Origin of the sequence: Cytobacillus sp., from assembly GCF_032154635.1 — a bacterium.
In the GTDB taxonomy this organism is placed as follows: domain Bacteria; phylum Bacillota; class Bacilli; order Bacillales; family Cytobacillaceae; genus Cytobacillus.
The window spans coordinates 129,544-153,565 of the sequence record NZ_JALDXW010000004.1; the positions used below are offsets into that span (position 1 = coordinate 129,544).

Here is a 24,022-nt window from a genome sequence, read left to right on the forward strand (position 1 = left end):
TTTTTCATTTTAATATTCCTGCTTCGATAACGGAAATTGTTTCCTGATGATCATTACATAACAAACGGGATAGATACGAACGTTAATAGTAGTGTCTAATGAGGAATTGATTAAATGAATATGGAGCTGATCGTATGGCTATTTGTCCAATTTGCAATGGATTTGAAGAAATGAAGGCGAATTGCTCATCGTGTGGAAAAGAATTAACCGATAGCGGAAGAATCATGGATTATTACGATGATTACAGTGCTTATATGCCCATTGATCAAATGAAAATGGAAGATGGCTTCCCAAATGATTTTAAGGAAAAGGAATGCCCTCATTTGGTAAAATGCAGTGTTTGTGGGAATGAAGTGGTAAGATTGATTAAAGAGTAAATAAAAAAGAAACCCGCTGCAGTAAAAAAATGGCATCGGGTTTCTTGAGTTCTAGGAAATTATAAAATCGAATGCTGTGAATAATGCTTGTCGGGGGAGATCATGGCGCTTGCGCATTTGTTCTATGTACCTTATTCAAGCTTCATATGATAAGGCGGTTCCTCTTTGTTAAGCTCTCGAGCTTCTTCAATATTTGTTTGTTCTTCCCTCATGTGAACAGATCCTCCTGACAATCCTTCATTGATCATACGGTCAATATCCAAAAAGACCTTGTCTTTGCCCTCATGTTCGGTGTCTTTAATAAACTTTTCTTTTTTCAAAGTGGTTGCCTCCTTTTCATGTTACTATACTCAGGAAAGCAGAAAAACATACAAATATCCTAGTGATCATACACATGAAAAAGCATGAGCTCATGAATTTGTTCAATCAGCCTAATTTCATCCTCTTCACTCGGGGGCTGTGAAGTCCATTCGATCTGCCCGTTTTGATGGTAAATTCCATGAAACTTTTGTCTGTTAAAGTAAAAGGAGATGTTCCATCCAGGTATTTCTGTGTTTGCATATAATTTTTTGTATTGAAAGTGTGTGAGCATATCCCTTCCTCCTTATTCTTATTTTACCTGTTCTTCTTCATTAACCCAACTACATTTATTCTATGTTTTATTCCTTTTAAAAGGGGAAAAGATATATTGTACGGTTATATAATTAAGGAGGGACAGGAATCATGAAACGTAGCAATATTGCAATGACGGCATTGGCACTGGGGGCAGCCTATTTAATGAGAAATGACAAAGCAAGGGAGAAACTAAAAAGTCAATTTCAAGCACTTGGAGGTCCTTCGAAGAGAAAAAGATAAACCCGATCTGCCCGATAGCAATTATCGTTTGTTATCGGGCAAACAATTATTTTTTGCTAGTTGTAGGAACAATTGAACGAGGGTACGAATACGTTTCTTTTCTATATTTATTTCATCGAAACGCATGGGTTTTGAGTTTATTTCATATATTATATATTTCCCATCCTCCGAAAGCCCAGCATCTATTGAAAATTCACCAAAGAAACCTAATTTTTTTGTTAAGATTTTTCCTGCACGTTCAACGATCATGGCAAAGAATTGATCATGTTCTTCCGTTTGAATGCCTTCATAAGGAATCATGCAGCCGCCATTTAAGACATGAGTGGTAATCTCTTGCTCACGAGATTGACGAATACCGGTTCCTGTTACTTGAAACCCTTTTTCTGTATAATGTGCAAGAATACGAAAGTCATATCGCTTTCCTTCGAAAAGTGCAGGTTTTACGGATTCCTGAGCAATATAGTTTTTTTTCAAAAAAGGATGCTCCCACTCTTTCCAAAATGCTTGAAAATCTTTATAAACGTGCTCATCGTATAAACTGTGCATGATAACTGTTTGGTTCTTCTGTAGGCATAGCTTGTAAATCCCTATACCTTTAGCCCCATGGGAGGGCTTCAAATAAATGGTTTTATATCTTTCTAAAAAGCGGAATAAAGAGTCTCTTTCAGTAATCTTAATTGTCATAGGTAAAAAGGATTGAAGAATTGAATCATGTGAAAGCATTTCAAAAAGTGTAAATTTATCGAGGAATCTTGGATTAAAAAAAGGGATGTTCCTGTTTTGAAAAAATTGAAAGGCCTCTTTAAAGGATTCAGTGGATTCTATCTTTCTAGTCGGCACACGATTAAATACAATATGAGGAATGGGGCACGTAATTGCCGTCCATTTATCAAGCTCGGGTGTGTAGATAACGCCAGCAATCGTTGTTTCTTTAATATCTTCAGGAGTAAAAACGACGGAGATCCCGCCGTTTTTAATGATTTCTCTTTGCAGTTCCCTAAAAAATGGTCCATTTCCGATAATGGACTGATGCTTTCCTCTGCCGGCTAATATACCGATTAGGGGGCCAGTATGATTTTTTAAGTCTACATACGTCACTTGAAAATCTCCTCTGGCTGTGAAATCGCTCTTTCAGTCAGATAGATAGCAAATGAAAGCGAAAGCTTTCGTGTAAGAAGATCATACTCCCTCAGCTGAGGATTCGAAAAGATAGACCTTCCTGGTTTAGAATTCGCTTCAAATAGCCAAACTGCCCCATTTCGGTCTATTCCAAGATCAAAGCCAATTTCCCCGATAATTCCTTCCATACTTTCTTCTAATGCTTCACTAAGTTTTATGGCGGCATCCGCTAACTTTCTTTTTACTTCCTTTTGTTCTTCTATTTCAGGGAAGACTTCTTCAATTGTTTTAATCACCCCGCCGCTTTTAACATGAGTCGTTACACTGCCAGCACCAGCAAGCTTTGCAGCAATCGCTGTCACTATCCAGTTTCCCTTTTCATCCTTATTTGTATGAACCCTAAAATCAACTGGCCGTTTATCCTTTCGCAGCAAATAAATTCCTTGTTGAATAAGCATGCGATTAAGATTTTTTCCTTTAAAAATGCGACCCATTAATGATTCCAAAGTACTGAATTTTATTAATTTATTCTGTCCAGTCAGATCCCTGTAACGGCAAAAATAACTGCCTTCCACTTTATCAAATAGGATTTGGTGTATGCCAAGGCCAAGGCTTCCATTCATCGGTTTAATAAAAACATGCCCATATTTAGATAGCATCTGTTCAATGTCTGAGAAAGAAGAGAACGCATAAGTCTCCGGTAAGAATGTGTTAATATTTTCATTTTGCTGAAGTCGATCATTTACATCTAATTTATTGAAGAATCCAGGATTATACCACGGGATCATGTATTCTGATTGAAGCCGTTCTTTTACAAGCCTTAATGATGTCTGTCTTTCAGTTTTTCTATTGGGCAGTCTGTCATAAACGACATTAGGAAAAGGAACTTCATACGTTTTCCATCCATCTAGGTGGTAGAATAAACCATGTATTGTTCCCTGCTCCCAATTGATATGTTGCTCCCCAAATATAAATGGAAGCGCACCGACAGATTTTTTAACAGAAAGGAGCTTAGCGAAGAATAGGCTTCTTTCACCGATCGGACGTAAAAGAAACGGAGTAAATCCAGATGTGAAAACACCAACAAGTGGGCCGATGATGACCGTTTCATTCGCGATAAAAAGATGCATGGGAATTTTTATAGGAGGAAGTAGAAGTTTTTCAGCAATATCTCTACTTAATGAGATGGACTGCCGATTATGCTGTTCAATCTCCGTTTCGATCATATGGGTACCGAATGCAATTTTTGTTAATTTTACATTTGATTTGATCTGACTAGGAATACAAACCTTTTGATGGCTATGATCAAGAATTTCTAATGGAAAATATTTCTTCATTCGAATGGCTCCTTTCTCTGATTTTAAGCGTTTTTCCGTATAGAAGGGGAGCGTTAAACAATATTTCCGTTAATTCGGGCTTCAGTGTGAGGGCTACTGTTCTTCCAGGCTTAGAATTAATATCTAGTATCCAAATAGCCCCGTTGTCACTCACTCCTATATCTACCCCCAATTCGAATAGAGGGGGGAATTTCTGATCCAATATGATTGGGATCCTTGATAATACTTCGTCAAGTTCATTGCAAATAAATTCACTTTGTGACTCTGGAAGTGTATGAATCCAAGATTCAAAGCTTGTAATTGATCCGCCTGCACGTAAATTGGATATAATTCCATTCCTCATTCCCGTTCGAATTCCTCTGCAAATTTCCCGCCAGTTTCCTTTTTCGTCCTTTTGGATAAGTGTGCGTATATCAAAAGGGACGTTTCCTTCATACCTTAAATTTACGTACGGCTGAACAAAGTAATCTTGGTTACTAATCAGTCGATTCAACCATGCTATTGCTGATCGAGAACTCGCAAATGTTCTTGATAAATGAGTCGTTAGTTTATCTGTTTGAACATGTAATTCATTGGATGTTATTTTTAGCAAATAAATCCCTCTTCCTTGGGAGCCATTTACTGGTTTAATCACGACAGCTTGTTGGGGTGATAATGACTGAATTAATTTTTCACCCGATGACAGCGGCATGGAGTGCAATAAATACGGGGATAAGCTTGTATTAGCAATAGCATCATATAAATGAAGTTTGTTAGGGAGGCCGTGCCCTAGAAACAAAATATCCTTTCTAGTTTTCAGCCATTTAACAATCGCCTTACACTGAGAAGAATGGGAATCATCCGAATAAAAGCAACGGTCATAAATAACCTCTGGTATCGGAAATTCACATGGTTCCCACCCATTCGCTGTCAAGTTAAATTGTTCTCCATTGACTTTTTGGGTTAGCGGATGAATGGATGAAGGAACAAAACGAAAACATTGAATGTTGTGGGATTGTGCTCGTTTTGCGAGTTCATAGAAATAGCCTTTTTCATGATTTAAGCTTAATGTCATTAATCCGAATGAAAGCATTATTCATATCTCCCTTTGCTAAAGGATAGGAATGTACAATATTCCAATAAGGCTTTTGCTGAAGGCCGAATTTTATTTGATTCTTCCTCAAAATTTTTAGACGGCTTTGAATTGATCTCGATGATCCAAAGCTTCCCATCTTCATCGACCCCTAGATCAACACCTAATTCACCAATAAGGCCATCTGCCTTTTGGCTGACTAGTGAGGAGGCTTCAATGGCGAGTTCTTTCATTAACTTTAACTGTTGGATGGCGGTTTCCCGGTTTGATAATATAGAAAGGATATGAATTGGTTTCATTAAATCACCGCCTCTAGCAATATTTGAAACAAATTGCTGGTCAGCTGACAGCCTGGCAACTGCAGAGGTTACTTTCCACGTATTATGGAAGTTTTTATGGCAAAGGATTCGAAAATCTAGCTTCCGATTTTTATAAGCCATTAATGGAATGGCTTGTTGAATAAGGTAGGTTCTTTTTTTTAGATACGGCAACAGCCAATTATAAAGTTGTATGTGCTCTGAAAACTGAAACGTACGATCTTTATTTGTTCCAGTCGATATTTTTACTTGCAGGATGTCATTCTCTATGACCGCTTTGATAATATTTCTGCCTTGGCTCCCATGAATCGGTTTTATGAAAACGGAAGAATATTTCTGCAGCATTTCTTGAAGTGAATGATCGGTAAGCACCCAAGTTTCAGGTAAATATGGCTTCATATACTCTTCTGAATATAATAAATGATGGACGATTTCCTTTGATAAAAATTGCTCATTGAAAATCGAAATATGTTTCCGTTCTATTTCAGCTTTAAATGTTTCAAACAATTGACTTGCTTCAAGCCTCCTTGAATGAATACGATTATAGATAACAGAAGGAAGGGGAAGGGAGGCTTTCTGCCAATGCCCATTATGATAATAATAGCCATTTAGCTTTGTATCCATCCAATCACTTATACGAAAAACAAAGAGGAATCCGCCGATGTCGGATACAAGGTCATGCAGTTCTTTACAAAAAGCATGTATGCTGCGAAAGTGGGGTTCTTTTTCTGATTCAGTGTATTCCGTAAGAATGCCAATGACTGGCCCCAATGTGAGTGTTTGATTTTCGTGAGAAAAGCTGGCAATCCATTGGGATTCGTGTACGGGGATTAATAGTTTCTGAAAAAGTCCTTTCTCAAAAAGGATTTCATCTTTTGTAAGCGGTGCACCTTCAATCATTGCTAATACATGATTTCCGCCAACAGAAATGGTTATTGGTTTACTTTTATCGATATCCCAATAATGAATGAGCGAGTGGCTTATTTTTAACCAATCGCCATTTGGTTGAAACGTTTGAGCTGGAATAATCGTAATTGGTAGTAATGAAAAAGACATGATCATTCCTCATTTGCATGGGCTTTATGGTACATTATTATATAGGCAAAAGCTGATTAAAGCATCATATGAAAAAAATGATAAATTGGTGCGAAAGCCCAGATGGAAGGTAGATGTAAAAAGATATGCAAATGGCACTGATAATTATTATGATGATCGCAATAGGAGCGATTATTGGAGGCTTTACCAACTATTTAGCGATTAAAATGCTTTTTAGGCCATATAAAACGTTATATATCGGCAAATGGAGAGTCCCTTTTACACCAGGCTTAATTCCGAAGAGACAAGCTGAGCTTGCAGAACAGATGGGAAAAGTTGTTACTCGGCATTTATTAACACCGGAAGGAATAAAGAAAAAATTTCTAAATGACAACTTTCAAAGAGAGATGACTAGTTTTGTTCAACGGGAAATGGAGAACTTTCTTTGTTCGGAAAAGACTCCTGCAGAGCTGCTGAAAACGTTTGGGATAACTGACGTACATGTGAAAGCAGAAGTACGCATAAACGAATGGATTGATGAAAAGTATGAAAGTATAATGGGGAAATATCGTCATCAATCATTAAGGACGGTTATTCCTGCTACTATTATTGAAAAAGTAGATGCCAAGCTTCCTGTCATTAGTGATTTTATTATTCAAAAAGGGGTCGACTATTTTTCGAGCTATGAGGGGAATAGACGAATTCAAAAAATGGCAGATGACTTTCTAAAGGAACGAAGCGGAGTTCTTGGTAACATGCTGCAAATGTTTATGGGAAATATGAATATAGCTGATAAACTTCAGCCGGAAATTATTAAGTTTCTCAAAAATGAGGGAACGGCTGATATGATAACTGCACTACTTCAAAAGGAATGGAATAATGTACTTGAATGGGAAGCTGAGAAGCTTGAAAAGCAGTTTAAAAAAGATGAACTCCTTACAATGATTAAAACTAGTGTAAGCAAATTGCTGAATTTGGAGCATGTACTCCAAACGCCTCTGTCCACATTAACGGTATCCTTCCGAAATGAAGTCATTGAGATCGTTTCACAAAACGGTGTAAAGTTTTTTGTTGAATGGCTGTCAGCACGTATAGATCATTTAATGGAAAGACTGCGCCTTCAAGAAATTGTTCGTCAGCAGGTTGAAACTTTCTCTTTAGAGCAGCTAGAGGAGATGGTCATGACAATTATCAACAAGGAATTAAAAATGATTACATTTTTAGGCGCCTTGCTTGGCGGGATAATTGGACTTTTTCAAGGAATTCTTGCACTCCTTTTAAACTAACGTGTCATTTCTCGCAATTATGAACATAGTTTGTTATAGTAAAAGTCATTCTCGTTTAAGATAAGGAGTGTCATACATGCCAGTTAATTTATACGATTCAGCTTATGGGCTTGAGAAGGCCGTAAGACAAAGTGAAGAATACAGCCTTCTCAAGCAGGCCTATGATGAAGTGAATGCAGATCAATCAGCGAAGGATATGTTTGAAAATTTTCGTAACATCCAATTGCAGCTGCAGCAGAAACAAATGATGGGACAAAATATTTCCGAAGAAGAGGTCACTCAGGCACAAAAGTCTGTTGCACTTGTACAGCAAAATGCAAAAATTTCTAAGCTGATGGAAGCAGAGCAGCGAATGAGTATGGTCATTGCTGAAATGAACAAAATTATTATGAAGCCTCTAGAAGAGCTGTACGGATCAGTTCAATAAGTTCCCTTTAGGCAGAAAACCACCGCTCCTCATTGAGGAACGGTGGTTTTTGTTAATTACGTATAATTTTTATTAGATTCTTCCGCCAAGCTGCTGCTCAGCCATTTGAACAAGACGCTTCGTAATTTCTCCACCAACAGATCCATTTGCTCTTGAAGATGTTTCTGGACCAAGATTTACGCCAAATTCTGATGCAATTTCTAGCTTCATTTGATCAATTGCTTGAGAAACGCCTGGTACTAATAGCTGATTTGAATTGTTGTTCCTTGCCATGTAAATCATCTCCTTTGGTGTTTTTTGTTGATACATTTCTATTTTTAAAGAGATAATCACTATTTATGCATTGTTTACAATGGTAAATTTTGTTTTTTGTAGTTTGTGAAGACAATGGCAGATATTGTTGCTTAGAGTAAAACGGATTTTTTCTACATTTTCGGCAGTTTAAATTGACTAACTACCCCATTTAAGTTTTCTGCAAGCTCAGCCAGTTTATTAGAACTGTCAGCCACTTCCTCCATTGAAGCACTCGTTTGCTGAGAGGATGCAGATGTTTGCTCAATACCAGCAGCAGATTCCTCTGAAATAGCGGCAATATCTTCAATTGAAGTATTCATTTCTTGACTTCTTATAGAAATGCTTTCCAGCTTTTCGGATACCGTTTTTATGTTATTTACCATTTCCGTCACAGCTTTCTCGATACCTTGGAATTTTTCTTCAGTCGCCTCAATTTGGTTTGTCCCATTTTTAACCTCTGTATATCCACCTTGTAACGATTCCACTACGACACTTGATTCATTCTGAATATTTGTCACTATAGACGTAATATCTGTTACAGATTCTGATACTTGTTCGGCAAGTTTTCTCACCTCATCCGCAACAACGGCAAAACCTTTTCCATGTTCTCCTGCTCTTGCAGCTTCAATAGCAGCATTTAAAGCTAATAAATTTGTTTGATCTGCAATATCCCTAATAACTCCAACCAATTTCGAAATTTGCTGTGAGTGAATATCCAAACCTTGAACTTTTTGTACAGCATCTTGGACAATTTGATCAATTTTGATCATCTGATCCTTAGACAAATTCATTAATTGGCTTCCTTCTTTAGTTATAGTTATAACTTCGCCTGAGGACTCTTGTATATATTTTCCGTTTTTATTGGCTTCTTCAATTTCTTTTGAAAAAGCTTGCATAGATGAAGATAGATCATTTACACTATTTGCCTGAGTTTCAGTACCGGAAGCTAGTTCTTGCATGGTTGATGCAATTTGTATCGAGCCTTCTTTCACTTCTCTTGCAGATTGCATCAATTCTTCACTTTGATTTGACATGCTTTCTGTAGCTTTAGATACATTGGTAATAATACCAGCCAAATTTTCCTGCATATAGTTTATTGCCGAAGCCAATTGACCAGTTTCATCTTTTGTCTTAATTTGAACCATATCTTTCGATAAATCCCCATCAGCAAGATGCTTCATTTGCTTTGTTACTACTTGAATTGGCTTGGAAAGAGTATTGGCAAAAATCCATATGATTAAAACGCCAATTACTAATGTGCAGCCAATGATCATTAGAATCATGTCAAATATTTTTTGTGCAGGTTTATTAAAATCCATCATGTAAGTACCTGCGTTAATGTTCCAACCCCAATTAGGGTCTTTTTCTGAATAAGTTACTTTAGGTTCAATTTGGTTTTCGTTATTAGGCAATGGCCACTCAAAATAGGTTAGGCCCCCACCTTCATTCGCCTTTTTAATTAATTCTTGCGTTGACTTTACTCCGTTTGGGTCGGTAGAATCCCAACTGTCTTTCCCTTCTAATTGTGGATGTGCAATCTGATTTCCTTTATCGTCTAATACAAACATATAGCCATACTCACCAATTTTATTATGGACAGTTCTGCTTCCATCCTTATTCCGTTCTCCGAGAATAGTGATCTTAACCTGTTCTTGGGCTTTTTCTAACGGAAGGTTTCCTTTTTTCACTTCTTTATCAAGTACATCAATCATTTCTATCGCCATTTTTACACTATTTTCTAAATTTGCAGCCCCGAGCTCATCTAAACTTGCTTTACTTTGGTTATAACTAATAATTCCCAAAGCAATTAGAGGAACCGTTAAAATTAATAATGAGATAACTATTAATTTGCCTTTTATGGAATGAAGTTTACTAGTTTTCATTAAAGTTACCCTCCAACATGTCAATTTTATTTATCCTATTTATTTTGATCTAACAACTATTTAACTATAGAATAACTAGAAAATATTTACTATAAATATTTTGACCTTTATATTTTTTTAATGTTTTTCCTTAAAAATTTATGTTTTTGTAATCATTTATAAAATGGTTAGAAGTATTTTTATACCCATGTCCGTTCTATTCCTTTCCGTTTTTTCATAAAAGTGTAGTAGAGATATTTACATCAGGAATAGGGGGCATTGAGATGATCTATCGGCTGTTAGCGGTAAATATTGACGGAACTCTCCTTCAATCGAATGGAAGACTTCATAAATCAACAAGAGAAGCCATTGAATATGTACAGCAAAAAGGAATTTATGTGACATTAGTGACTGCAAGAAGCTACCCATCTGCGAAAAAGGTAGCAAAAGCACTAAAGCTAAATACACTTCTTGTTGCCCATAGCGGTGCCTATATTGCAGGGCAGGAGGAGAAGCCGATATTTGTTAAGCGGATTGCAGAGGATGTTACGTATGAAATAGTTAGACTGCTTGAGGGGTTTCCAAGCCAAATTCGGTTAGTACATGAGAAATTTGCGTTAGCAAATAAATCAAAACTAAATCATAATATGCTGGCAAAGACGGTCTTTTCTTCAGGTGATCCAATTTTTTATTCGCAGCAATTTGTGGATTCCGTTAGTGAGACAATCCTTGAAGAACCGGTTACACCGCCTAAAATAGAAGTGTATTTTGAGGATGAGACAGATCTAAAAGATGCTAAGGCAGCCATTAAAGGCATGTTTGGGGAGGTTGATATCATTCAATTAAACGAACTCCGAATGGATATAATGCCAGCTGGTGTTTCTAAGCTTAATGGATTATTATATGTAGGCGAACGAATAGGAATTGGCCGCAATGAAATGGTGGTTATCGGTGATGGAATTGATGACCTGGAAATGATTGAGGCTGCCGGTCTTGGTGTAGCAATGGGGAATGCGCCTGCTGAAGTGAAAAAAGCAGCTGACTGGATCACTCGTCCCAATAACGAACAGGGAGTTACTTACATGGTGAAGGAACACTTCAGAAAACAGCATCCGATTGATTTTTTGAAGAAAATGAATATATTAAAGTAACTGAGCAGGAACAGGGTCGATCTAAGAGATCGGCTATTTTTTTGAGTGTGCCTATTTTTGTCGAAAAATCGATATTTTAGGCATATCGTCGATAAATGAGCTATTTTCGCAGATATATTTAAAATTTCGTAGATAAAACGTTAAAATCACATGTATTTTTCAGAAAAGATCTCCCAGCTATAAACAATTGACCTTGTATAGCCATTTCTGTACACTAAAAGAGGTTTATTATACGTCATTTATGCTGCCATCCTCTCAATAAAGATGATGGTAGTTTCATTATATTGAATAAAAGGTGATTATTTTGCATATTTCAATTAAAGGACTTGCGGATGAACGTTTTCATCGTCCGCTTCAGCTGATCGCAAATTTATTTTTCGAGGAATGTAAGCTTTCCTTTCAGCCATTTGATCAGAAAGATTTAAATATAGAATTTAAAGTGGAAATGGGTAAGACTATTAACGTGAACGGGACTCTTATTGACAGTGCGGACAAAAGGGTGACAGCCTCTTATGAAAAAGAGTTGATACCTGCTTCATCAGAAAAAGAGCATTTCAAACAAGTCAAACATGCAGTTGCCCATGTATATTTGACTGTGCTTCAGGATTGGACAGGCATGACGCAGAAATGGGGAATTCTTACAGGGATTCGCCCGACAAAGCTTCTTCATCGCCAAATGCAAATGAAGACACCAAAGTCAGTTGCCCATCAGCAGCTAAAGGATGAGTACTTAATAACAGATGAAAAAATTCAGCTGATGCAGCAAATCGTTGATCGGCAGTTATCAGTAGTTCCAGACCTTTATGAGCTGCAAAATGAAGTTAGTATTTATATCGGCATTCCCTTTTGTCCGACAAAGTGTGCCTATTGTACTTTCCCTGCGTATGCGATTAATGGGCGACAAGGATCTGTTGATTCATTCTTAGGCGGATTACATTATGAAATGAGAAAAATTGGGGAATGGCTCAAGGAAAACAATATTAGAATTACAACCGTCTACTATGGAGGGGGCACTCCGACAAGCATTACAGCTGAGGAGATGGATATGCTCTATGAGGAAATGTATGCTTCCTTCCCTGATGTAGATAAGATCCGTGAAGTGACAGTAGAAGCTGGAAGACCGGATACCATTACGCCTGAAAAGCTTGAGGTCCTGAAAAAGTGGAAAATTGATCGGATCAGTATTAATCCACAGTCGTATACGCAGGAAACTTTAAAGGCGATTGGACGACATCACACTGTTGAGGAAACGATAGAGAAGTTCCATCTAGCAAGGGAAATGGGCATGAATAACATAAATATGGATTTAATCATTGGCTTGCCTGGTGAAGGTGTGTCAGAGCTTGCTCATAGCTTGGATGAAACGGAGAAATTAATGCCTGAATCCCTCACCGTCCATACACTTTCCTTCAAGCGTGCATCAGAAATGACGCGGAATAAGGAAAAGTATAAAGTAGCAGATCGCGTAGAAATTGAGAAAATGATGAATATGGCTGAGGATTGGACAAAGGAACATGGGTATACGCCATACTACCTCTACAGACAGAAAAATATCCTTGGCAATCTGGAGAATGTTGGCTATGCACTGCCAAATCAAGATAGCATCTATAATATTATGATTATGGAGGAGCAGCAGACAATCATTGGTCTTGGCTGCGGGGCAGCGAGTAAATTTATTCATCCGCAAACAGGCAAGATCACTCATTTTGCCAACCCAAAGGACCCGAAAACATATAATGATAGCTTTGAAAAATATACAGAAGATAAACTGAACATATTAAGTGAATTATTTAATACCGAAAAATCCTTGCCTAAATAAGGCGGGGATTTTTTTATGCAACATTGCTGCGTAAAAAGAAATACGAGCCACTAATTAAAGAGGTCACGTAAAAAGAAATATGAGCCCGTAATTTCCTAAAATAGGAAAAGGTGGTCACGCAAAAAAGTATTAGCCGTAATCCCCTTAAAAAAGGTACTTACAAAAAATCTGATCGAAAATGGGAATAGATCGGGAAAAGCATCCCTAAAACAAACGTCCGAAATCGTTGATTAAATTTCAGAATTTTCAACAAAAATAAAGGGTTTCACGGACAAAAAGAGAATACTTTAGGTACAAATATTCATAAACTTCTTTGGGATGTAAGCGCTTTTAAAAAGGGAGGAATCAAATATGATGATGCAAACACCTTTGACAATGACGCAAATGATTAACAGGGCAGAGAAGTTTTTTCCAAAAAAAGAGGTTGTTTCACGAACGGCTAGCGGCATTCAGCGATTTACATACAAGCAAATAGCTGAACGGACAAGAAAACTTGCAGAAGCACTTCAAAAGCTTGGTGTGGAAAGAGGGGATAAAGTAGGAACTTTAGCCTGGAACCACCATCGCCACCTGGAAGCGTATTTTGCCATCCCATGCAGCGGAGCAGTTCTCCATACGATTAATATTCGTCTTTCTCCACAGCATATCGTATTCATTATTAATCATGCAGAAGATAAAGTCCTCTTAATTGATTCGGATATATTGCCATTAATTGAGGCAATCAAGGATAAGATCCCAGCCGTTAAGGCATTTGTCATTATGACTGACGAGCCTGAACTTCCTGAAACGACATTATCCAATGCATATCATTATGAAAAATTACTAGATGAAGCGACTGGGGAATATGAATATCCGGATGATTTGGATGAAAATGCACCAGCAGGTATGTGCTACACGTCAGCAACAACTGGTAATCCAAAAGGTGTTGTTTACTCTCACCGCGGGATTGTTCTCCATAGTATGGCATTGGGGATGGCTGATAGTGCGGCTGTAAGTGAAAAAGATATTGCCATGCCTGTTGTCCCAATGTTCCATGTGAATGCATGGGGGTTGCCATTTGCAGCTGTTTGGTTTGGAACAAATCTCGTAATGCCTGGTCCATATTTTACACCGAAGCTGCTTGCTGAGCTCATTCAGGAAGAAAAGGTAACAATTACAGCAGGAGTGCCGACCATTTGGCTAGGTCTTCTGAAAGAGCTGGAAGAAAATACGTATGATATGAGCTCGCTTCGGTCTGTCCTATGTGGAGGGGCGGCTGCGCCAAAAGGAATGATTAAAGCTTTTGAGCAAAAGTACAACATTCCTTTCATGCATGCATATGGCATGACAGAAACAAGTCCATTAGTTGTTATTTCTACTCTCAAAAGCTATCAGGAAGACCTATCTTATGAAGAAAAGGTTGACATTAAAGCAAAGCAGGGAATTCTTGTACCCGGTCTCGAAATGAAGGTTGTCGGCAAGGACGGGGAAGTCGCTTGGGACGGCAAGGAAATGGGGGAATTTGCGGTTCGCGGCCCGTGGATTGCATCAGAATATTACAAGGATGAGAGAACGTCAGAAGCTTTTCGTGATGGCTGGCTATATACAGGGGATGTTGTAACGATTGATGAAGAAGGATTTATGAAAATTGTTGATCGTACGAAGGATCTCATTAAAAGCGGCGGTGAATGGATATCATCGGTTGATCTTGAAAACGCACTTATGGCCCATGAAGCAGTCTTCGAGGCTGCTGTAATTGCCGTACCAAGTGAGCAATGGCAGGAGCGGCCGGTTGCCTGTGTTGTTTTGAAAGAGTCATATAAAGGAAAAATAGATAAAGAAGAGCTATATGAATTCTTAAAACCGCAATTCGCCAAGTGGTGGATTCCAGATGACATTCTTTTCCTTGAGGAGATTCCAAAAACATCTGTAGGGAAGTTCCTCAAAATGGCATTAAGAGAACAAGTCCATAAAAATTACGCTGGAACGAACAACTAAACAGTAAAAATGAATCGTAAGCAGCCGTTTACGATTTATTTTTTGCAGAAATTCCACTTTAATTGTTTTGCAAAACATATTTCCTTATCATTGATAATATTTAGAATTTTTAAAATAAAACTTTTTAAATATAATAATATTCTATATAATGGGAGAAGAAAGATTAAAGGAGGGAATAGTATGACAATTAAATTTGAAACGGATACCGTGCAATTGCATGTAAACGGCCGTGTCGCAACAATTGAGTTAAATAGACCAGAATCATTAAATGCTTTAAATGTAGAAATGTTAAAAGGCTTAGCAGAAATCTTAAAAGAAGTTAGCCAAACCAGTGCAGTAGATATTGTCGTTTTAAAAGGAAAAGGGCGAGCGTTCTCCTCTGGCGGAGATATTAAGACGATGCTTCTTGAAGCGAAGGAAGAGGACTTCCCGATTGTTATGGATTGTATTAGTGAGGTGGTTAACACTCTTTATATGATGCCTAAGATTACAATTAGTGCTGTAACAGGTGCTGCAGCAGGCCTTGGCTTAAGCATCGCATTAGCAACAGATTACATAGTTGCAGATAAAGCTAGTAAGCTAGCGATGAACTTTATTGGAATAGGGTTAATTCCAGATGGCGGGGGCCATTACTTCCTAGAAAAGCGTCTTGGTGAAGATAGGGCAAAGCATCTCATTTGGGAGGGAAAGCCCTTATCAGCTGAAGAAGCATATCAACTTGGACTCATCCATGACGTTGCTGAAGGATTAGATGAGGCACTGGAAGCCAAACTGCAGCAATTACTGAACAGTCCTATTCGGGCAATGATCGAAACAAAAACCATCCTAGCTGAAAAAAATAGCCCGCAATTACTAAGTGTGCTTGAGCTAGAAAAAGAAGGTCAGCATAAAATGCGGCAAACAAAGGATCATCAGGAAGGGATTCAAGCATTTTTAGAGAAGCGAAGACCTGTTTTCATTGGAAAATAGACAATATAAACAATAAAAAAGTAAATGGTCGGCCGGTATACTGAACATGTCTTTAGACGTGTGGAATAGCCCGCACAAAGGGTGTTATGCCGTCCGACATTTACAGACTAAAATGATAAGTATCTAGCGATTATCTGTGAAATAAAATAAGTTTCCCAGCAGGCGATGTGCAGCGATGAGTTTTTTCAGATAAGCCCTTTTCCCTTATAAGCTTCTCGCCTATTCCTTTTGCTTCCTCATCATTTCCTGCTTGAAAGGCTTCATCTAAAATCTTTTCCCCGTTTGCTTCGAATGCAGTTAATTTATAAGTTTTCATTTCTGTTCCTCCTGTTTTTAAAATTCAGATTGTTACTATTATTCTTGCATAATTTTTATCATTGTGCAAAGAATTATTTATGCTTGAAAATGAACCTTTTTCCGGTTTTATCCGTATAAGTAATTGTGAAAGAAAGGAGAGTTTTATTAAATGGGATTACAGCTTGAACATGTAACAAAGCGCTTTGGGAATTTTACAGCTGTTGATGACCTGTCTATCTCTATTCCGGAGAAGGAGATGTTTGGCTTTCTTGGAGCGAATGGTGCAGGGAAAACGACTACATTTCGAATGATTCTCGGATTGATTGACCCGAGTGAAGGAAAAATTACGTGGGACGGAGAAAAGATTGATTATTCAACAAGCCCGCTTATCGGTTATTTGCCTGAGGAAAGGGGACTTTATCCAAAGCTAAAGGTTAAGGACCAAATTGTGTATCTGGCAAGATTGCGCGGTATGCATAAGCAAGATGTTCTAAAGGAGCTTGAATATTGGCTGAGTCGTTTTAAAGTGCCGGAATACGCAGAAAAAAAAGTAGAAGAGCTTTCCAAAGGGAACCAGCAAAAAATTCAATTTATTACAGCAGTGATACATAAGCCAAAATTATTAATTTTGGACGAACCGTTCAGTGGTCTTGATCCAGTGAATGTTGAGCAGCTTAAGGATGCCGTCCTAGAGTTAAAAAATAATGGCACAACCATTGTATTTTCTTCTCACCGCATGGAGCACGTAGAAGAAATGTGTGAGCATTTATGTATTATGCATAAAGGAAAGCCAGTTGTTCAAGGGGCTTTAAAGGAAATAAAACGTGCATTCGGAAGAAAAAATTTAGTCATACATGCAGATTTCAATCTGGAATTTTTAAAGAGCTATTCGGGGGTAACAAGATCTCGGCAGACTGCAGAAGGGATTCATCTGCAAATTGAGGGAGAAGAAATTGCTGAAGGCATTTTAAAGGAGATCGTTGGAAAAGGGTTTATCCGAAAATTTGTTCTTGAAGAACCTTCATTAAATGATATTTTTATTGAAAAGGTAGGTGCTTCCTATGAATAATTTTTGGATCATACTTTGGCATACGTATTCTAGCAAAATTAAAACGAAATCATTTATAATTACTACACTTATAACACTTGTGCTAATTATTGGTTTAACAAATATGACTAAAATTATTGATGTTTTCAGTGGCGATGAGCAAGGGGAAAAAGTAGCAGTCATTGACCAATCAGGTGAGCTGTTTGCCCCGTTCAAGGAACAAATGAAGACGATTGATAAAGATGTTCAGTTACAGCTTTTTGAAGGCACAGAGGAAGAGGGAGAAAAAGCTGTAAAGAATGATGAATATAAAGGATTGCTCATTTTATCCCAAGATAATGAGAAGCTGCCAGAAGCCTCTTATAAGGCAAGGAGCATCGCTGATTCTACCCTTCCAGGTACATTACAGCAAGGGCTGCAGCAAATAAAAACACAAGCTGCCGCAACGCAGATTAATTTAACACAGGAGCAATTAGGAAAGCTATATGAACCTGTGGCATTTAGTAAAACAGCTCTTGAGGAAAATGCAAAAACAGAGGAAGAATTAAATCAAGCACGTGGACTTGTATACGTTCTGCTTTTTGTTATTTATTTCGCTGTTATCATGTACGCAAATATGATCGCGATGGAGGTAGCAACGGAGAAATCCTCGCGTGTCATGGAAATTCTGATTTCAAGCGTTTCTCCAATTAAGCAAATGTTTGCAAAAATATTGGGAATTGCCTTGCTTAGTTTAACACAAATGGCTGCATTCCTTTTAATTGGCTATTTTTTTGTGAAGCAAAACCTAGAAACAATGGAAGGCGGATTTTTTGAGTTCTTCGGTTTTGGGGATATTCCCGTACAAACGATCATTTATGCGGTTGTCTTCTTTATCCTTGGCTATTTCTTATATGCGACATTAGCAGCTTTCCTAGGCTCTCTCGTAAGCCGGATAGAGGATGTACAACAGATGATTACGCCAATGACCATTTTAATAATTGCTGGATTTATGATTGCAATGGTTGGACTTGGTCAGCCTGAAACAACCTTTATTACGATTACGTCTTACATCCCGTTTTTCACTCCGATGCTAATGTTTATGCGTGTAGGAATGCTGACATTACCTGCGTGGGAGCCGTTGCTCGGTATAGTGATCCTTCTTATAACGATTGTTGTGCTTGCTATCTTTGGTGCAAGGGTGTATAAGGGCGGCGTGTTAATGTACGGAAAAACGAATTCCTTTAAGGATATTAAAAAAGCATTGCAATTAACTAAAAATAAATAGCAATAGGGAAAAGCTTGCCAAAGGGCAGGCTTTTTTCATTACAAATAAGTAATGGTTATTAGTGAGAACGTGCATTCGCTTCTGAAATCAGTTAAAATGGTAAAAAAGAGGACGCGAGGATTATTTTATGAAAAGATTGAGATTTATCCATGCAGCTGATTTGCATTTGGACAGTCCAATGATCGGACTAAAAGCTTTGCCAGAGCAGATTTTCAGGCGGCTTCGGGAGAGCACCTTTGAAGCATTTGGAAACATTATTGATGCGGCAATTCTCCACGAGGTAGATTTTGTTATTATTGCGGGTGATTTATTTGATGGCGAGGATCGCAGTATTCGTGCACAAACAAGATTCATTAAAGAAATGAAGCGCTTGGAAGAAAAGCACATTCCCGTCTTTGCTGTCCATGGCAACCATGACCATCTGGAGGGAAAATGGACACATTTGCCGTTGCCAGAAAATGTATATATATTCCCCCATGATGTCACAGCAAAAACATATACGAATGATAGTGGGACCACCGTTAATCTTTATGGATTCAGTTATCCGAAAAGACATGTCTACGAACGTATGATTCAAAGGTATGCAAAAAAGGATAAGGCTGATTTTCATATCGGTATTTTGCATGGACATTTAGAAGGAAATAGCGATCATGGCAAGTATGCACCATTTGTCTTAAAAGAATTGCTAGATAAAGCCTTCGATTATTGGGCACTTGGGCATATTCATAAACGAAATCAACTAAATTTCCAGCCTCCTGTCATTTATCCGGGCAATATTCAAGGACGAAACCGGAAAGAACTGGGGGAAAAGGGCTGTTATTTAGTCCAGTTAACGGAAGGGGAGGCGGAACTAACATTTATCGAATCCTCCACAGTCATTTGGCGGGAATTAACAATCGATGCTGCAGCATTCTTCTCCTTTCATGAAATATATACAGTATGTAAAAAAACGGTAGATCATTTTCGATTAGATCACAAAGGGATTATTCTTACCCTGTCTCTTGAAAATGTTAATATCCCACTACAAGATTATAAAAGTATTGAAAATGGGGAACTTCTTGAAATCCTGCAGGAAGATGAAAAAGATGAGGAAGCCTTTGTATGGGTAGCAGATTTAGTGATAAAGGAAAAACTAGAATGGTCACATGAACAACTGGCGGCTGAATCTGACTTTTATCAGGAGCTTTTTCAAACAACATCCAATGCTGCTAATTTGGATAAAAGTATTTCCACTTTATATGACCACCCATCTGCTAGAAAGTTTTTAGAAGGGTTGTCGGATGAGGAAAAGAGAAGCTTAACGGCAGAGGCGGAAAAGCTTCTAGTGAATGTACTTTATAAACCATATTGAGGAGGTGAAGGAATGAAAATAACGGACATACATATTTATGGTTATGGCAAGTTATCAAGCATGAAGATTTCCAATTTAAATGATTTTCAAGTATTTTATGGGGAAAACGAAGCAGGCAAATCAACGATCATGTCTTTTATCCATAGCATTTTATTTGGATTTCCAACTAAGCAGCAATCAGAGCTTAGATATGAACCGAAGGATGGAGCAAAATATGGAGGCAAACTTACAGTGATTTTTCCAACCTATGGCAAGGCTGTTATCGAGCGGGTAAAAGGTAAAGCGGCAGGAGATGTCAGTGTGACTCTTGAGGATGGGACGCAGGGTGGGGAAGAACTCCTAAAAGAAGTATTATCAAATGTAGATAAAGTGCTCTATCAATCGATTTTCTCCTTTAATATTCATGGATTACAAAATATTCATCAGTTAAAAGGGGAGGATATAGGAAAATTTTTATTTTCTGCAGGGACATTAGGGACGGATCAGCTCGTTCAAGCGGAAAATATGCTTCTAAAGGAGCTGGAATCACGCTTTAAACCGAACGGGAAAAAACCAAGTATAAACGTTAAATTAAAGGAGCTTAAACAGCTTCACCAAGAATTAAAAAAAGCGGAGCAGCAAAATGAACAATACTGGGCGTTTCTAAAGGAGAAAGAGGAGCTAGAAAAACAAATTACTGAAAGCCATGAAGAAATTTTACATGTTCAGGATAAAAAGGCCCGATTAGAGGAATGGAAACATATTCAGCCTTTGAAAATAGAAGAACAATTGATAGAAGAAGAGCTTAAGACATTTGAAGATATTCATTTTCCAATTGACGGAATGACTAGGATGGACCGTCTGGAGCAAATGATGAAACCGCTAGAGGGGCAAATGGCTAGCCTTGCGCAGAGAATAAACCACTTAGCTAATGAGTTGGAGAGCAGTAGACCAAATGAGGATTTAATTAATAAAGAGTCAGAAATTATCGCTGCAATTGAAGGCCTCCCATTATTAGAAAAGCTTAACCAAGAAAAGGAAGAGCTCTCTGCAAAGCTCTTAGAAATGACGCAAACGGAACTCACTGTAAAAGAAAAGCTTCATTTGCCCATAGATGAAGATCAGCTTTTAAGCATTAACACAAGTGTCTTTATGAAGGAAAAAATAATCCAAATGGAAGAGCAGTATCGGCGATTAAAGGCAAAAAAACAAGATTTAGATGAACGTTTTAACGAAGGCAGACAGTTGCTTGAAGAAACGGAAGAAAGAATTAAAAGTTTAAAACATCGTCGTCTTCCTGCAAATGTTCGACTGGAGCTTGAGAAAAAAATAAAGGATGCCGATCAAAGGGAAACACTTGAACACGAACTAACACAAACAGAAGAAAGACTAAAATTTCTTCAATTAGCAGAAAAAAAAGAATGGGAAAAGACAAGAAGAAAGAAGACGCAAGATCGTATTCAATTAACGCTCTTTAGTATTCTTTTTATGATCCTTATTGTGTGGGGAATGGCAAACACAGAGTGGCCGCTAGTTATTGCTGGTGTGCTTGGCATGATTGTTACTCTCTATTTACATTATATAAAAATAACGAAATCAACGATTGATTTTATTACAGCTGAAGGAAAAACTTTAAAAGAAAAAAAGCTGCTGCTCATTCAAAAGCTGAATGAGCATGATGATTATGATGTTTCTGCAAATAGGAGTAAGCTTGAAAAGGATAGGGAATTAGTTGAGCAGCTTCGACATTATCAGCTTCTATGGGAGCAAAGAAACGAACAATACGAAAATATTTTATTAGCCTTTGAATCATGGGAAAAGGCGAAGCTAGAAACTGAGAGAAAGCTGATTGAACTCGGGGAAGAGCTATTTCTTCCACGGGATATCGCTTTATTTTATTTAGAAGATGCTTTTCAGCTAATCGAACAGCTGAAGACGCTTTACAGAGAGAAAAAGATACTCATTGAACGGAGCGAATCGGTTGCTAAGCGAATAACAGATATAAAGGAAGGAATCTCTTCATTAAGTGATGCCTATTTAAAAACGGCTCCTTCAACTATCCAAGAAACAGCATATTTATTGAGAAAGAAACTAAAAGAAGAAATTGAAAAACATATTAAACAGAATGAAAAACGTACGAAGCTATCAGAGCTTCAAGAAGAATATGCAAGAAACAAAATAGAGCTGGATTATTTTCTAATGGAGCAGAAAAAGCTCTTAGAGCTCGCACACGCAGATAATATTGAAAACTTCCGTGAGAGAGGGAAACTGGCAGAAAAAAAGGAGAAGCTGGATGAAAAACGTAAAAATATTGCTAGTCAACTGAAACGCTCCCCTTTAAAAGATGAAGAAATAGAAACATATATGAGCCTTTCAAATGTTGATTCCAGCATTCACATGTGTACGGTAAGACTGAACGAATTGAAAGCAGCAGTGCCTTTCTTGCAACAATGTCTTGCTGAAAAGAAATATGAAATTCAAGTTATTGAAGAAGGCGGCACATATGCTGAGCTGCTTCACAAATATAAACAAATGAAGGCAGAACTTGAGGTAGAAGCAAAGGAATGGGCCAAGTATGCGATTGCAAAAGACATTCTTGACAAGACAGTTGAACGCTTCAAAAATGAGCGGATGCCAAGGCTGCTAAAAAAGGCGGAAGAATTTCTCTCCACTTTAACAGATGGAAAATATAACCGTTTGTATACGAAAAAGGATAGCAGTGGTTTTCTCCTTGAAAGCAGCAATCAGCAAATATTTGAAGCAAATGAGGTTAGTCAGGCGACCATGGAGCAGATCTATGTTGCATTTAGGCTATCACTTGCTGTAACAATTTATGAGAAGCTTCCTTTTCCAATTATCATTGATGATAGCTTCGTAAACTTCGATCATGTAAGGACAGAAAAGATCATGTGCCTTTTAAAAAGCTTTAATAACAGGCAGATCCTATTCTTTACATGCCATAAGCATATGCTGCCATATTTTTCAGAAGATCAAATTTTTACAGTAAATAATACCACTAGTTTGCTAGTATAGAGGGGACATTTACACCCTCCTTTTTCAAACGAAAAAACAATTCAGTATGGTATACTATTTTCATAGAAGGGAGAGTCGGGGAACGTATGTCAAAAGGAATTATTTATTATGATGTTGGAGAACAAATTGAACTGTTTTTACTAATAAAAAATGCAACGAAAGGGATTGCGAGTAATGGAAAGCCTTTCTTAACATTGATATTCCAAGATAAAAGTGGGGAAATTGAGGCGAAGCTCTGGGATGTATCTGACGGGGATGAAAAAAGCTTTGGGCCAGAAACGATTGTTAAAGTATCAGGAGAAATTTTAAATTATCGCGGGCGCAATCAGCTAAGAATCCGTCAAATACGGCCGGCATCTCCTACTGACCCAGTAAAATTAGCAGATTTCCTTGAAACAGCTCCTATAGGTACGGATGAAATGATGGGGAAAATAACGCAGTACATTTTTGAAATGAAAAATCCGAATATCCAAAGAGTCACACGTCACTTAATGAAAAAGCATCAGAAAGCTTTTCTTGAATACCCAGCAGCAACTAAAAATCATCATGAATTTGTTTCAGGTCTTGCCTATCATGTCGTTTCCATGCTTGATTTAGCTAAAGCAATCGCAGGACTGTATCCAAGCCTCGATAAGGACCTTTTATATGCAGGTGTCATTCTCCATGATTTAGGGAAAGTTATTGAGTTATCTGGACCAATTTCGACTGTTTATACGATTGAGGGTAATTTGTTAGGCCACATAACCATCATGGTTAACGAAATTGGAAAAGCTGCTGATGAGCTTTCAATAAATGGGGAAGAGGTACTCGTTCTGCAGCACTTAGTTTTAAGCCATCATGGAAAAGCAGAATGGGGCAGTCCGAAGCCTCCAATGATTAAGGAAGCAGAGATTCTCCATTATATTGATAATCTCGATGCAAAGATGAATATGCTTGACCGTGCATTAGAAAGAGTAAAGCCAGGGGAGTTCACGGAGAGAGTATTCGCATTAGATAATCGTTCTTTCTATAAGCCAGTTTTTCATAAATAACTTTTTACAGTCGTTTCTTCAGAAGGAGCGGCTGTTTTTCTATGAAAAAAATAAATAGTTGGTCTGATAAATTGAGTAAGCCTTTATGTACGAAGGAATACCTAGAGCAGGGAAATAAA

General features: G+C 37.8%; 22 protein-coding genes. 13 read left to right on the top strand and 9 right to left on the bottom strand.

The genetic code is table 11. The features are described from left to right. Positions 1-134: 134 nt before the first annotated feature. The gene (locus RUH74_RS05075; RefSeq protein ID WP_313799172.1) at positions 135-377 is read left to right on the top strand and encodes a hypothetical protein; all 243 of its coding nucleotides are present in this window, start codon (positions 135-137) and stop codon (positions 375-377) included. Between the two features lie 131 nt (positions 378-508). Here RUH74_RS05075 and RUH74_RS05080 read toward each other — a convergent pair whose 3' ends face one another. Next, positions 509-697 carry a hypothetical protein gene (locus RUH74_RS05080; protein ID WP_313799173.1) on the bottom strand — a complete coding sequence of 63 codons (189 nt, stop codon included), beginning with the start codon at positions 695-697 and terminating at the stop codon, positions 509-511. 59 nt (positions 698-756) lie between these two features. Then, entirely contained in the window at positions 757-969 is a 213-nt protein-coding gene (locus RUH74_RS05085; protein WP_313799174.1) for a YheE family protein, read from the bottom strand. A gap of 131 nt (positions 970-1,100) precedes the next feature. Between RUH74_RS05085 and RUH74_RS05090 the strand changes: the two genes are divergently transcribed. Continuing rightward, the gene (locus RUH74_RS05090; protein WP_313799175.1) at positions 1,101-1,232 is read left to right on the top strand and encodes a hypothetical protein; all 132 of its coding nucleotides are present in this window, start codon (positions 1,101-1,103) and stop codon (positions 1,230-1,232) included. Between the two features lie 21 nt (positions 1,233-1,253). On the opposite strand, the gene RUH74_RS05095 is transcribed toward RUH74_RS05090, so the two are convergent. From RUH74_RS05095 to RUH74_RS05110, 4 genes are read right to left on the bottom strand one after another with little or no spacing between them, the layout of a single operon-like run. After that, positions 1,254-2,330 (bottom strand): YheC/YheD family endospore coat-associated protein, encoded by a 1,077-nt coding sequence (locus RUH74_RS05095; protein ID WP_313799176.1) that lies wholly within the window; start codon positions 2,328-2,330, stop codon positions 1,254-1,256. Beyond that, positions 2,327-3,688, bottom strand: a complete 1,362-nt coding sequence (locus RUH74_RS05100; RefSeq protein ID WP_313799177.1) for a YheC/YheD family endospore coat-associated protein — start codon at positions 3,686-3,688, stop codon at positions 2,327-2,329. Before RUH74_RS05100 ends, RUH74_RS05095 begins: the two co-directional genes overlap by 4 nt. Then, on the bottom strand, positions 3,657-4,760 hold the full coding sequence (locus tag RUH74_RS05105) for a YheC/YheD family endospore coat-associated protein (protein WP_313799178.1): 1,104 nt from the start codon (positions 4,758-4,760) through the stop codon (positions 3,657-3,659). Before RUH74_RS05105 ends, RUH74_RS05100 begins: the two co-directional genes overlap by 32 nt. Next, positions 4,760-6,133, bottom strand: a complete 1,374-nt coding sequence (locus tag RUH74_RS05110; RefSeq protein ID WP_313799179.1) for a YheC/YheD family endospore coat-associated protein — start codon at positions 6,131-6,133, stop codon at positions 4,760-4,762. Before RUH74_RS05110 ends, RUH74_RS05105 begins: the two co-directional genes overlap by 1 nt. Positions 6,134-6,264: 131 nt before the next feature. On the opposite strand from RUH74_RS05110, the gene RUH74_RS05115 reads away from it, so the two are divergent. After that, positions 6,265-7,398 (top strand): DUF445 domain-containing protein, encoded by a 1,134-nt coding sequence (locus RUH74_RS05115; protein WP_313799180.1) that lies wholly within the window; start codon positions 6,265-6,267, stop codon positions 7,396-7,398. A gap of 76 nt (positions 7,399-7,474) precedes the next feature. Then, on the top strand, positions 7,475-7,825 hold the full coding sequence (locus RUH74_RS05120; RefSeq protein WP_313799181.1) for a YlbF/YmcA family competence regulator: 351 nt from the start codon (positions 7,475-7,477) through the stop codon (positions 7,823-7,825). Between the two features lie 72 nt (positions 7,826-7,897). Here RUH74_RS05120 and RUH74_RS05125 read toward each other — a convergent pair whose 3' ends face one another. Together RUH74_RS05125 and RUH74_RS05130 are read right to left on the bottom strand one after the other, a co-directional pair. Further along, positions 7,898-8,098, bottom strand: coding sequence for an alpha/beta-type small acid-soluble spore protein (locus RUH74_RS05125; protein WP_313799182.1), 201 nt, complete (start codon positions 8,096-8,098; stop codon positions 7,898-7,900). A gap of 152 nt (positions 8,099-8,250) precedes the next feature. Continuing rightward, the gene (locus RUH74_RS05130) at positions 8,251-10,002 is read right to left on the bottom strand and encodes a methyl-accepting chemotaxis protein (RefSeq protein ID WP_313799183.1); all 1,752 of its coding nucleotides are present in this window, start codon (positions 10,000-10,002) and stop codon (positions 8,251-8,253) included. Positions 10,003-10,265: 263 nt separating this feature from the next. Between RUH74_RS05130 and RUH74_RS05135 the strand changes: the two genes are divergently transcribed. The 4 genes from RUH74_RS05135 (at position 10,266) to RUH74_RS05150 (ending at position 15,897) form a co-directional block, all read left to right on the top strand. Further along, on the top strand, positions 10,266-11,132 hold the full coding sequence (locus RUH74_RS05135; protein ID WP_313799184.1) for a Cof-type HAD-IIB family hydrolase: 867 nt from the start codon (positions 10,266-10,268) through the stop codon (positions 11,130-11,132). Between the two features lie 304 nt (positions 11,133-11,436). Then, entirely contained in the window at positions 11,437-12,951 is a 1,515-nt protein-coding gene (locus RUH74_RS05140) for a coproporphyrinogen III oxidase (protein ID WP_313799185.1), read from the top strand. A 351-nt stretch (positions 12,952-13,302) separates the two neighbouring features. Beyond that, positions 13,303-14,928 carry a long-chain fatty acid--CoA ligase gene (locus RUH74_RS05145; protein WP_313799186.1) on the top strand — a complete coding sequence of 542 codons (1,626 nt, stop codon included), beginning with the start codon at positions 13,303-13,305 and terminating at the stop codon, positions 14,926-14,928. Positions 14,929-15,108: 180 nt separating this feature from the next. After that, positions 15,109-15,897, top strand: coding sequence for an enoyl-CoA hydratase (locus RUH74_RS05150; RefSeq protein WP_313799187.1), 789 nt, complete (start codon positions 15,109-15,111; stop codon positions 15,895-15,897). A gap of 130 nt (positions 15,898-16,027) precedes the next feature. Here the strand turns inward: RUH74_RS05150 and RUH74_RS05155 are convergent, their stop codons facing one another. After that, the gene (locus RUH74_RS05155; RefSeq protein WP_313799188.1) at positions 16,028-16,213 is read right to left on the bottom strand and encodes a YhzD family protein; all 186 of its coding nucleotides are present in this window, start codon (positions 16,211-16,213) and stop codon (positions 16,028-16,030) included. Between the two features lie 150 nt (positions 16,214-16,363). On the opposite strand from RUH74_RS05155, the gene RUH74_RS05160 reads away from it, so the two are divergent. The 5 genes from RUH74_RS05160 to yhaM all read left to right on the top strand — a co-directional run bounded on the left by RUH74_RS05160 (position 16,364) and on the right by yhaM (position 23,903). Further along, positions 16,364-17,263 (top strand): ABC transporter ATP-binding protein, encoded by a 900-nt coding sequence (locus RUH74_RS05160; RefSeq protein WP_313799189.1) that lies wholly within the window; start codon positions 16,364-16,366, stop codon positions 17,261-17,263. Then, positions 17,256-18,509 (top strand): ABC transporter permease, encoded by a 1,254-nt coding sequence (locus tag RUH74_RS05165; protein WP_313799190.1) that lies wholly within the window; start codon positions 17,256-17,258, stop codon positions 18,507-18,509. The genes RUH74_RS05160 and RUH74_RS05165 overlap by 8 nt, the downstream gene beginning before the upstream one ends. A gap of 127 nt (positions 18,510-18,636) precedes the next feature. Further along, positions 18,637-19,860 (top strand): metallophosphoesterase family protein, encoded by a 1,224-nt coding sequence (locus RUH74_RS05170; RefSeq protein ID WP_313799191.1) that lies wholly within the window; start codon positions 18,637-18,639, stop codon positions 19,858-19,860. A gap of 12 nt (positions 19,861-19,872) precedes the next feature. Continuing rightward, complete coding sequence (locus RUH74_RS05175; RefSeq protein ID WP_313799192.1) at positions 19,873-22,872, top strand: ATP-binding protein; 3,000 nt, start codon at positions 19,873-19,875, stop codon at positions 22,870-22,872. A gap of 86 nt (positions 22,873-22,958) precedes the next feature. Continuing rightward, positions 22,959-23,903: a 3'-5' exoribonuclease YhaM gene (gene yhaM / locus RUH74_RS05180; RefSeq protein WP_313799193.1), complete on the top strand. Its 945-nt coding sequence runs from the start codon at positions 22,959-22,961 to the stop codon at positions 23,901-23,903. The last annotated feature ends 119 nt before the right edge of the window (positions 23,904-24,022 follow it).